This window comes from Streptomyces sp. NPDC019224 (assembly GCF_040632605.1).
Lineage (GTDB): Bacteria > Actinomycetota > Actinomycetes > Streptomycetales > Streptomycetaceae > Streptomyces.
This window is the reverse complement of the sequence record NZ_JBEYCF010000096.1, coordinates 1-8,796: the sequence shown is the minus strand read 5'-3', so window position 1 is coordinate 8,796 and position 8,796 is coordinate 1. Positions and strand designations below refer to the sequence as shown.

7 protein-coding genes and 1 pseudogene are annotated in these 8,796 nt (G+C 66.8%); 1 reads left to right on the top strand and 7 read right to left on the bottom strand.

Features of this window, described 5'->3' with window-relative positions; genetic code table 11:
• Positions 1 to 230: 230 nt before the first annotated feature.
• The 3 genes from ABZ564_RS32435 to ABZ564_RS32425 are packed head-to-tail and all read right to left on the bottom strand — an operon-like array spanning position 231 to position 1,454.
• Positions 231 to 503: an IS3 family transposase gene (locus ABZ564_RS32435; RefSeq protein WP_360863051.1), complete on the bottom strand. Its 273-nt coding sequence runs from the start codon at positions 501 to 503 to the stop codon at positions 231 to 233.
• Between the two features lie 7 nt (positions 504 to 510).
• Positions 511 to 1,149 carry an IS3 family transposase gene (locus ABZ564_RS32430; protein WP_360863049.1) on the bottom strand — a complete coding sequence of 213 codons (639 nt, stop codon included), beginning with the start codon at positions 1,147 to 1,149 and terminating at the stop codon, positions 511 to 513.
• Positions 1,146 to 1,454, bottom strand: a complete 309-nt coding sequence (locus ABZ564_RS32425; RefSeq protein ID WP_031186559.1) for a transposase — start codon at positions 1,452 to 1,454, stop codon at positions 1,146 to 1,148. Before ABZ564_RS32425 ends, ABZ564_RS32430 begins: the two co-directional genes overlap by 4 nt.
• Before the next feature lie 102 nt (positions 1,455 to 1,556).
• Here ABZ564_RS32425 and ABZ564_RS32420 point away from each other — a divergent pair.
• Positions 1,557 to 1,793 (top strand): annotated as a pseudogene (locus ABZ564_RS32420) (IS6 family transposase); the annotation flags it as partial.
• 76 nt (positions 1,794 to 1,869) lie between these two features.
• Here ABZ564_RS32420 and ABZ564_RS32415 read toward each other — a convergent pair.
• The 4 genes from ABZ564_RS32415 to ABZ564_RS32400 all read right to left on the bottom strand — a co-directional run bounded on the left by ABZ564_RS32415 (position 1,870) and on the right by ABZ564_RS32400 (position 8,587).
• Positions 1,870 to 2,580 (bottom strand): sugar phosphate isomerase/epimerase family protein, encoded by a 711-nt coding sequence (locus tag ABZ564_RS32415; RefSeq protein WP_360863047.1) that lies wholly within the window; start codon positions 2,578 to 2,580, stop codon positions 1,870 to 1,872.
• Between the two features lie 214 nt (positions 2,581 to 2,794).
• The gene (locus tag ABZ564_RS32410) at positions 2,795 to 4,189 is read right to left on the bottom strand and encodes a GH1 family beta-glucosidase (protein WP_360863045.1); all 1,395 of its coding nucleotides are present in this window, start codon (positions 4,187 to 4,189) and stop codon (positions 2,795 to 2,797) included.
• Positions 4,190 to 4,236: 47 nt separating this feature from the next.
• Entirely contained in the window at positions 4,237 to 6,360 is a 2,124-nt protein-coding gene (locus ABZ564_RS32405; RefSeq protein WP_360863043.1) for a glycoside hydrolase family 52 protein, read from the bottom strand.
• A gap of 70 nt (positions 6,361 to 6,430) precedes the next feature.
• Positions 6,431 to 8,587 (bottom strand): heparinase II/III family protein, encoded by a 2,157-nt coding sequence (locus tag ABZ564_RS32400; RefSeq protein WP_360863041.1) that lies wholly within the window; start codon positions 8,585 to 8,587, stop codon positions 6,431 to 6,433.
• Between the last annotated feature and the right edge of the window lie 209 nt (positions 8,588 to 8,796).

Sequence of the window (8,796 nt, the reverse complement as noted above, 5' to 3'; positions counted from 1 at the left end):
AACTGGTCCCAGGCGGGTTCAAGCAGGCATGATGGCAGCACGGGCACAGTCGTCCTTCGCGGTCACAGACCGTAGAGAACGCCATGATCACGCGGTCCTGTGCCCGTTCTGCTGCCACCCCTCATCGCAACCGTGCTCCGCCACCTACTGCCGGTCGGCCTTACCGGGTCGAACCTGTCGCAGAAGGTCTACATCAATGTGAGGTTCCCCCGGTGTGCGGGAGGTGCTGATCAGCTGGTCAGAACGGGTTGATGGATGTTCAGGTTCGCTTGATCGGCCGCCGCTCGGTCGGCGTAGTGCTTCTCCTTGAACTCGATGGGGCTGAGGTAGCCGAGCCGCTTCTGGATCCGCCGGCTGTTGTAGAAACCGTCGACGTACTCGAAGAGCGCCAGGTTCGCCTCGGCCCTCGTGGCGAAGACGCGGCCGCGGACGCATTCAGTCTTGATCAGCATCCACAAGTTCTCGGCGAGAGCGTTATCGTACGAATCCCCGACCGAGCCCATGGAAGCCTCAATTCCTGCCCGCATCAGACGTGTTGTGAGCTTCACGGACGTGTATTGACTGGCCGTGGTCGGCGTGGTGGACCAGTCGGCCGGGCTCTACGTCCCGGCTGGCCAGCGCGTACTCAAGGCAGGACAGGACCAGGTCGGCGTCCGCGCGGGCGGAGGTCTCCCAGGCCACCACCCGGCGCGAGAAAGCATCCCGGATAGCCGAGAGCCACAGCGGACCCTCAATCGTGGTGATCATGGTGAGGTCGGTGACCCACAGCCGGTTCGGCTCGGGCGCGGTGAAGTCCCGCTCGACCAGGTTCGGGGCCAGGGTGGCCTTGGGGTCCCGGCGGGTGAAGCTGCTGCGGCGTGGGCTGAGGCCCGCGAGATCGGCCTCGCGCATCAATCGCTCGACGCGTTTGCGGCCCACGTGGACGCCCTCGCGTTTGAGGACGGCGGGCACGCGCGGGGAGCCGTAGATCCCGCCGGAATCGGTGTGGATCTCGCGGATCCTGTCGGTGAGTTCGACGTCTTTGCGGACCCGTTCGCACGGTTGCTTCTCGGCGCGGCGCCAGCGGTAGTAGGTGGAGGAGGCAATGTGCAGTTCCCGGAGCGTGGGCTCGACCTCCAGATGCGGGTGCTCGGCGAAGAGCGCCGTCACCTGGGCCGGGTCGGGTCGAGCTGGGCCGCGAAAAAAGCCGAGGCCGTCCGCAGGATCTCGTTCGCCCGCTTGAGCTGGGCGTTCTCCTTGCGCAGGGCCGCGAGTTCCTCGCGCTCGGCGGTGGTCGGCCGGTCGTCACGCTCGCCGGCATCGGCCTCGGCCTGGCGGATCCAGCCGCGCAGGGCCTCGGGATGCACCCCGAGATCGGTTGCCAGCCGCTTGATCTGCGGCTTCGGATCGGTGGAGCGGTACATCCCCACCGCACGATCACGCAACTCCTGCGGGTATTTCCTCGGTGCAGCCATGACCAGAGTTCCTCTCATGAGATCCATCTGACCCGCGGTCACCATCCACCGCATCTCGGGGGAACCTCAACCCGCTGGAGACCCGAAACCTGAACTTGGCCAAGTCTGAGGGCAGAGAACAGCCACCAGCCCACCCGGCAGCGCGAACGTGCGATGAAGGGCTTGCGCAGTGTCGGCGCAGCCCAGCGGTTCCTATCCGCGTTCAGCGGCATCTCATCCCACTACCAGCTCCGCAGCCACCTGATGACCGCCTCCGGCCACCGCGCCGAGATGACCATCCGCCGCTTCGCGATCTGGGACCAGATCACCGGCGCCGCCAGCGGGCCCACCACGGCCTGAGCGCAAGCCCGGGCGCCGGCCACCACGCCCCGACGCGCCATCAAATAGTCACCCACCCAACAACGTAACAACGTCCTCAGTTGGGTCGGACACGCTCTCGCAGCCATGTTCCGGCCGCGAGCAGCACCTCTTCGAGAGGAGCGGCTTCGGGGAACCATTTGCGTTCCCACTCGAGGGAGACCCACCCCGGATAGTGCTCTGCGGACAAGCCGTTGAGTACAGCCTCTACCGGGACAGTCCCATCACCGAGGGGAAGAGGCGGCGTCCCGGCCGCGAATTCGTCTTTGATCTGGACATGAGCAAGATGGGGCTGCAGCGCGACGAGCGTTTCCTGCCAGGGCTCTCCCTGGTGCACGGGATGCGCGATGTCCCACACCGCGCGTACCCGCGCATCCGCCGCCTTGTCAAGGATGTGCGCCACGGCCCGGCCCGTGCTGTGAGTGTCGTGGGTTTCGATCCAGATTTCGATGCCGGGGGGCAGTGCCTGGGCCGCGGCCTTCAGCCTGCGGGCAATGACCCTGGTCCCGTCGGCACCGGGAAACACCCGCACCGCCGTCGCACCGACATCCCTGGCCAGTACCGCCTCCGCGCGGATCGCCTCGACGACCTCCGCATCGCTGTGCTGAGGGTGTCCGACGTGCACGTAGGAGTTGATGCTGAGGGGAGTGACGCCGGATCCGAGAGTGTCACGGGCGCGGATTCGCGCGGCCCGGTCGAGGCCGACGTGGAGCGGCTCGTCGGGGCTGGACAAAAGTTCGAGTCCCGTCCAACCGGTGCGCAGTGCCAAGTCGCGGACCTGGTGCAGAGGCATACCTGGGACGCCGAGAGTGGAGAATGCGAGCTTCACACTGTCGCCTTTGTTCGAAGAATGACGTGACGGTGGGTGATGATGCGGTCGCGCGGTGTGCCCTTGCGCGGCGGGTGGTGGAGGGCACACCGCACGTCCCTGCGCCGCTGCTGTCGGGCCGGTTGCCGATGCCACGGCGCAGGGGTCGATGGGTTCACGCGGGGCGGTTGGCCTTGGCTGCGGCGACGAGGTCGCGGTACCACAGGGCGCTGTCCTTGAGTGTCCTGATCTGTGTGGCGTAGTCGACGTGCACGATGCCGAAGCGCTTGCGGTAGCCCTCGGCCCACTCGAAATTGTCCATGAGCGACCAGGCGAAGTAGCCCCGCACATCGGCGCCTTGTGCCATGGCGTCAGCCACGGCGTGGAGGTGTTCGTTGAGGAATCGGACGCGATCGGAGTCGTGAACGGCTCCGTCGGCGTCTACGAGGTCGTTGAAGGCTGCCCCGTTCTCGGTTATGACGAGGGGCACGGCCGGAAATTCACGTGTGAGCCGGTTCAGCAGTGAGCCGAGGCCGTCGGGAGCGATGTCCCAGCCCATGGCCGTTTGGGGGCGGCCACTGGAAATCTGCCGGATGCCTGTGCCGGACGGGTCGGCCGCGTAGGTGGCGTATGTGTAGTAGTTGACACCGAGTACGTCCAGAGGAGCGGAGATGATGGCCAGGTCGCCGTCGCGTACGGGCAAGGGGGCTCGACGCCGGTCCAGGTCCGCCAGGAGGTCCTGGGGGTAGCTGCCCCGGAGCAGGGGGTCGAGGAAGATGCGGTTCTCGAGGGCGTCGGTCTGGCGCAGAGCGTCGAGGTCCAGGGGACTGTTCGTTGCGGCCTTGCTGTCGCGCAGATCGAGCGTGATGCCGAGTGAAGCCGGCGGGTTGCCGGATGCGCGTAGGCTCTGGGCGGCCAGTCCGTGGCCGAGCAGCAGGTGGTGGGCGGCGGCGACGGCTGCGGGGAAGTCCCGACGACCCGGGGCGTGGGTGCCCTCGTGGTAGCCGCAGAAGGCCGCCGGCCGCGGCTCATTGAGAGTCGTCCAGTACTGGACGCGGTCGGCCAGCGCATCGTGAACCAACGAGGCGTACTCCGCGAACCGGTAAGCGGTGTCGCGCACGGGCCATCCGCCCGCTTCCTCGAGTTCTTGAGGGAGGTCCCAGTGGTACAGGGTGATCCAGGGCTGGACGCCGCTTGCGAGGAGCTCGTCGACGAGTTCGTCGTAGAACGCGAGGCCCCGGGCATTGGCGGGCCCCTTGCCGTGGGGCTGGACACGGGGCCAGGAGACGGAGAAGCGGTAGGCGTCGACGCCGAGCGAGGCTATGAGAGCCACGTCTTGAGGCATGCGGTGGTAATGGTCGCACGCCACATCGCCGTGATCCCCGTCAGCAGTGGCGCCAGGGCTCTTGGCGAAGACATCCCAGATGGACGGGGTCCGCCCGTCCTCGCTTGCTGCGCCTTCGATTTGGTAGGCGGAGGTGGCCACTCCCCACAGAAAGTCGGAGGGGAAGGCCGGTGAGGCAGGCTGTGCTTGCGAGGAGGCCGAGCGGGGACGAGGGGAGGCAGTCATATGTGCTCCGTAGTGCAGTGGCGGTGGCGGTGGCGGAGGGGAGGTCGTCAGGGGGTGGACACGGGCCCGGACGCGTGAGTGGGCGCCTCATTGAGCCAGAGTGCGGCGGTGACGCCGCGTGGGTAGTAGCGGCTGCCGACCACCGTGCCGGCGGACATCTGGTCGCTCCAACACCAGACGGCGTTGGCAGGGCTGAGCAGCCATGACCTGTGGGCCATGTCGGCCTTGTGCCCGCTCGCCTCGGACCGGAAGCCAAGGAGGTGGCGGGCGACGAACTGGCACAGATAGATCTTGCTGAGCCACGAGTTGTCGCTGTCGGCGGAGAGTTTCCAGCCACCGTCGGGGAACAGACATGCTTGTGAGGTCAGGACGGCTTCGGTGTGGACGCGGAGCGCGGCGACGAGGTCGGCAAAGGGGCCGGTGGGGGACAGGGCGTCGCCGCGTCCCGCCGCCCACACATGGGCCAGACCCTCGATCACCGGAATGATGGTTCCGGCCGCGTCCTTCTCCAACAGGGCCGGAATGATTCCGCTGCCGTCCCGGTGTGCCAGGAGGGCGTCGGCGCATCTGCGGGCCTGTGAGCCCGCCGTCTCGGCGGCTGCGGCGTCCAGGACTCCGCTGAGCCACACATAGGCGGCGAAGGTCTTCACCGCGAGATAGGTGTTGCGGCGGGCCTGGCCGAGAGAAGGATCGAGGCTGTCATACGTGGTGATTTCGCTGCCCGCGCTGCATCGGCAGCTGTCGAGACTCATGACGCCGTCCCGTAGAGCCGGGTCGGGATGATCCCGGTTGAGGAGGCTCTGCAGACACTGTTCCAGGATCGGTTTCCGGTCCCGTACCCAGGTCGGGTCCGGAGCGGAGTGGGCGTAGACGCCGGCGCACAGAATCCAGTTCACGAGCTGCTCGTGGGACATGTGGGAGAATAGGCCGCTGCTGCCCGAGCGCTCGTAGGCAGAGCGACCAGGAGGCGAGAAGGCGTTCGCGTGGCCCATGTCGTGGGTGAAGGCGATGCCACCGGGGTGGGTTTCGGTCTCGCCCGGGAACTTCACCTGGTCGTGGTAGGCATAGCGATCGGCGTACAGATCGAGGACATTGCGAAGGGTCCAGGGGTTCTGGCGCGCTTCGAAGAAGACGTGATCGGCGGTCAGGTCGAAGGTGTTCATCATGCGGTACTCGCCCTCGTTGACCACCCACAGAGCCCTTCCACTGCTGACCAGGGCCTGGGTCGAGGCGAAGTAGCCACGGACGGCATGGTTGAGCATGAACTGCTGGTCGCCGCTCAGGTGGGGTGCTGTCAGCGACGCGGCATCTGCTGTGCAGCGGCGGACGAGGCGCCCGAAATGGCTGATGGCATAGACGGCGACGTCCTCGATGGCCGCGAAATGACGGGAGTAGAGGTAGCAGGCCTCAAGTCCGGTGGTGACGGTTCCGGGCTGGTAGAAGCAGACAGCGACACGCAGGGTGCGACGCTGCCCCGGCGGGACGTCGGTGACCAGGGCGGCGGCGGTTCCTATGCCGAAGTCCCAGTTCGAGCCGTCGCGGGAGCTCAAGATGTCTTCCAGGTCGAAACCGATGGCAGAGCGTACATGGTCGTCTCCGGTGGCCAGGGCAGTGGTGCGACCCTGGCCGACGCCGGCGCGCAGTGGCCCGTTGGGTTCGAGATGGCGCATGCCGCGCGTGCGGTCGCTGCCCTGGTAGCCGAAGAACACACGGCGTGGTGTGGTGCCACGGGTGTTGTCGAGGGTGAGTTCGGCGAAGACGGCGGGGAGGAAGGCGGTCCGAGTGCTTTCGGGATCTGATTGGTCCGGATCGGGAAGCGGGCCAGGGGGCGAGTGCAGCGCGAAAGTGAGGTCACCGGCCTGCCAGGTGTCGCTGCCCGCGTCCATGGTCCGCCTGATCGACGTGTCGGCGAAGGGCCGCACGGGACGGTCCGCACGGACACTGGGTCCCTGTGCAGCGAAGCGCGCACGGTCGTCCTCGGGGGCGGTGAAGAACGGGAGTGCCTCGAAGCAGGAGTGGTCGGACGATTCGGCGCCGACCCAGACGTTCTCCCGGGCCGGGCCCGTCAGTTCCAGACCGAAGCCGCCAGTGGGGCCTTTGTGCCCCAGTGTGAACGAGGCGAAGGCACCGGCAGGGGAGTGGTGTGTGTTGTAGAAAGTCGAGTCCGTCATGTACTTCCTTGTGCGGGGACCGCACCGGGTCGGCCGATCGGTGGTGCCGGCCGCCGGTGGGTCTCGGGGATCAGCGGATGAGCTGGTAGGTGCCGGGGGTCAGGCGCGCGTAGAGGATGTTGCCGCGACGTACCTGACCCCGCACCGGTTCCGAGCGGCGGTCGCGCCGTACCAACTGCCAGCCGGTGCTGGGCAGGTCGGTGGCGAGGAACTCGGTGTGGGCGCCGTCTTCCTCCGTGATCCGAAAGTCGATCGCGCGGTTCAGGTTCCTGCCGCCGGAGCTGAAGACCGTCAGGGTGTTGCTCAGCCGCACCAGGAAGGCACCGGAGACGTGGGTGCTGGTGACCGGGTAGGGCTCGACGTCGGCGGCGTGCGGCTGAAGGACGTGCAGAAATTGGGTGGTGGCGGACTGTGTGGAGGGGGCCACTTCGACGCGCCAGGCGCCGGGGTCGACGGCCGTGTTGTCCCTGGGGGTGGCGGCGTAGTTGACACCGTCCACGTCGAACTCGTGGCCGGGGCCGCCGATCGTGGTGATGCGGTGGCTGGACGGGGCGAGCGTGGTCATGCGCAGACGCCCGGAGTTCGTGTTGTCGGTGCGAGCGATGTCGACGTGGGGCCCGTCGACCGTCGGCTTTTCCGCGCTGTGCAGCAGGAAGGCGGTTTCGAAGGCGGCGTCGGCGGTGGTGATGGTGTCGCGCACGATGAGTGCGGTGGGATGGCCGGCTCGCCCGAGGTTGATGGAGACGCATGCCCGGGTGACCAGCCGGGCCTTGCTGCTGTACGCGGCGGTGATGTTGCCCTTGATGTGGCTGAAGGTCGGATGCTTGCGGTCGGGGCCCGCCCAGCCGGTCACGGACCGGGCATTGGCGTGATGGTTGCTCGGGTCCAGGAGCTCGGTGAGGTCGGCGGGTTCGACAGCATCGGCGGGGAAGCGCTGGCCACCGTCGTTGGAGATCTTGTTGTCGTACCACTGGAAGATCTCGCGCGGGTCCCGGATCAGGAGCGCATTGTGTGCGATGGTCCGCTTGTGGTAGTTGACGTCATGTGAGGAGCCGTAGCTGCCTTCCTTGCTCTCATAGATGCCGGAGTCCAGGGCGAGGGCGCCGCGGTAGTAGATCTGAAAGGCTCCCGCATCCAGATGCTGGTGGTTGTTGAACTGGTATCCGCCGATGTTGACCTGAGTGATCGCCGTTTCGGCGTCAGGGCCTTCTTCCCATCCCGTGCGGGCGATCAGGCCGGCCAGGGGAAGGGGGGTGAGGCGGGTCAGGGGGAGGGTCGAGGCCGCCTTGCGGGGCAAGTCCGGGTTGTAGAAGAGGCAGAAGAGGAGATTCTCCTCGCCACCGGGCTTGTAGCCGTGCTCCAACTGCTGAAGAAGGAGATCCTGGTGCCACGCGTTCTCGTAGTGGGCCGTGGACAGCAACATCGAGGCGATGGTGTAGCCGTCCCTCCAGTACTTGCCGGGAGGACTGCTGCTCTGGAAGCTGTCTCCGGCGCGCAGCAGTTGGCCGTCGGGGCGACGCTGGTAGATCCAGTCGGTGATGATCTGCTGTTGCTGGGCGCTGAACCCGGCATTGCCTCCCATGCGGTCGAATAGAATGGTGGCGTACATGTCCCCGGCGAACCGGGTCCCCTGGTAGGAGTCCCCCTGATGGTGGCGCCCGGATCCGTAGAAGAAATTGTGGGCGGGCACGTATTCCTTGTGGAACCGGGCCGAGACGAGGTCGAACATCTCCGGGTCCTCGTCGTAGACCGCGATGCCGGCCGCGAGCTGGTCGCGCTGCAGTTCGTACTCGCTGGCGTGGCTGGTGATCGAGCTCAGGTTGGTGGGCGGGTAACCCACCTCCTGGTGGGCGGCGAGGGTCTTCATCGTCGCGATGACCGCTTGCCGGTCGTCCGCGGTGAGGAGAGCGTGGCACCAGTCGTACACGAGCGCGGACAGCGTCAGCGCGAGACCGGTGTTGCGGATGTCGGTGGTGCCGGCCTGGTGGGGGTCCAGGGGCTTGAAGGTGTCCAGGAAGTTGCGCAGGCACGTGACGGCGCGGGCACCGATCTTCTCGTCACGCTCGACGAGGTAGCGGAAGGCGAGTGCCTCGATGGCCGACCTGACCGGCATGCTGAAGACCCCATCGGTCAGCGTGCCGTCGGTGTCGAGCCTCGCTGCCTGCAGCAGTCCCTGGTAGCAGGAGGAGACGATCGGGTCGGAGAGCTTCGTCTTGAGCTGCTTCACCTGCTCGGCATTGACCAGGACCCGCGGATGAACACCGCGCTGCGGAACACTCGGCCTAGTGGTCCCCGCCGTTGCGGCGGGGGCGGGGCTGGAGGTCAGGGCGTAGACGGTGGCTGTGCGTTCTCGTTCATGGTGAAGCTGTGTTATCGGCCTGGCCTGTGTAGATGTAGGTAGCTGAGAGACGCTGAGTCGGACGTTCAATAGCGCTT

Bases quoted from the DNA above. Each gene is read 5' to 3' on its own strand.
- ABZ564_RS32425 (WP_031186559.1), bottom strand. From the start codon at position 1,454: ATGGCTGCACCGAGGAAATACCCGCAGGAGTTGCGTGATCGTGCGGTG.
- ABZ564_RS32410 (WP_360863045.1), bottom strand. From the start codon at position 4,189: ATGACTGCCTCCCCTCGTCCCCGCTCGGCCTCCTCGCAAGCACAGCCT.
- ABZ564_RS32435 (WP_360863051.1), bottom strand. From the start codon at position 503: ATGGGCTCGGTCGGGGATTCGTACGATAACGCTCTCGCCGAGAACTTG.
- ABZ564_RS32405 (WP_360863043.1), bottom strand. From the start codon at position 6,360: ATGACGGACTCGACTTTCTACAACACACACCACTCCCCTGCCGGTGCC.